Consider the following 1,815-nt stretch of genomic DNA (forward strand, 5'->3'; position numbering starts at 1 on the left):
CCCAGCCGGACCATCTCCCAGTGACAGCCCGCGCGGCCTAATGGGGTTATTCAGGGCCGACTATCAAGTGATAGAAACTTCGAGCTTGCGGTCGGGAATCCGGGCGCACACAATGACGACGTATAGGTGAACCGCAAGATATCGGCGCCGGAAGGATGTCGGCGGGCTAATCGCGTGGTTCCTCGTCGCTTGTTGACTTGTGCGACGTTGACGAGAAGCATAATCGGTTGAGCGCCGCTAAAATTAGGGAGATAGGTCATGCGCGCACTATGCTGGCACGGTAAGGGTGATATTCGCTGCGACACTGTCGCCGATCCGGAGATCATGCATCCCCGGGATGCCATCATAAAAGTTACTGCTTGCGCGATTTGCGGTTCGGATCTCCACCTTTTTGATGGTTACATGCCTACCATGGAGGCCGGCGACATCCTCGGCCACGAGAACATGGGCGAGGTCGTGGCGCTCGGGTCCGAGGTCACCAACCTCAAGATCGGGGACCGGGTGGTGGTGCCGTTCACGATCAGCTGCGGCGATTGCTGGTTCTGCAAGAAGGGTCTGTTTGCGGCCTGCGATCGGACCAATCCGAACGCCGAGATGGCCGCCAAGGCGATGGGCCATTCGCCCGCCGGGCTGTTCGGCTTCAGCCACATGCTGGGCGGCTACTGCGGCGGCCAGGCGGAGTATCTCCGCGTGCCGATGGCGGATGTCGGTCCGATCAAGATTCCCGACAACGTTACCGATGAGCAGGCCCTCTTCCTATCGGATATCTTCCCGACCGGCTACATGGCCGCCGAGAATGCGCAGATCGAGCATGGCGACACCGTCGCGATCTGGGGCTGCGGTCCGGTCGGCCAGTTCGCCATCCGCTCCGCGCTGATGATGGGCGCCGGCCGCGTGATCGCGATCGACGAGGTGCCCGAGCGACTCGCCATGGCGGAGGCCGGTGGCGCTGAGACGATTAACTTCGCCGAAACCGATGTCTATGACGAGCTGCAGGCGCGAACCAAGGGCCGGGGCCCCGACAGCTGCATCGATGCTGTCGGCTGCGAGGCGGCCGCGCACGGGGCGGCGGACGCGGTCATGGACAAGGTGAAGGCAAGCATGATGCTCGCCACTGATCGCGTCCACGTCCTGCGGCAGGCGATCATGAGCTGCCGCAAGGGCGGCACGGTCTCCGTGCCCGGCGTCTACGTCGGGATGGGTGACAAGCTTCCAATCGGTGCAGCGATGAACAAGGGGCTGACGATCAAGCTTGGGCAGACCCACGTGCAACGTTACACCAAGCCGCTACTGGATAAGATCGTCGCGGGCGAGATCGATCCCAGCTTTGTGATCACGCATCCGGCCAGTCTTGAGGACGCGCCCGAGATGTACGCCAAGTTCCGTGACAAGCAGGAAGGTGTAATCAAGGTTGTCATGCGGCCGCACGGCTGATTAGCGGAACAACCGGGAACAGGACGCTTATCGATGCCGATCGACACCGCCGCTGTGGAGCACGTGTAGCGGCGGTGTCGATCAGCTTGCGACCAAGTATGTCGGCAGACCTAGGCAGCTGCCTTTAGCCGAGCGTGCCGCCTGGTCGAGTAGATCGGTGGCCTGAGCCGGCGAGAGCGGCTTTGCGAAAAGATAGCCCTGGATCGCGTTGCACCCGGCTCGGGCCAGGATGTCCGCCTGCTGCTGCGTCGGATGCGGTGGCGGTCCTCAGCGGCAAACTGCGCGAAGCGACCAACCACTGCCGGAAATCCTCCGCCTGGCATTGTCACGTTGTTTGGGGACCGAGCAAGTTTGACCGCGAGGCGGAGTTTGCGTGACCTT

At 62.3% G+C, this 1,815-nt stretch carries 1 protein-coding gene; it reads left to right on the forward strand.

Annotated features, from left to right (window positions below):
• The first annotated feature begins 258 nt into the window (after nucleotides 1–258).
• Nucleotides 259–1,434, forward strand: a complete 1,176-nt coding sequence (locus ACFFIC_RS27920) for a zinc-dependent alcohol dehydrogenase (RefSeq protein ID WP_026033573.1) — start codon at nucleotides 259–261, stop codon at nucleotides 1,432–1,434.
• Nucleotides 1,435–1,815 lie beyond the last annotated feature (381 nt).

Source organism: Muricoccus vinaceus (assembly GCF_042433125.1).
GTDB lineage: Bacteria > Pseudomonadota > Alphaproteobacteria > Acetobacterales > Acetobacteraceae > Roseomonas > Roseomonas vinacea.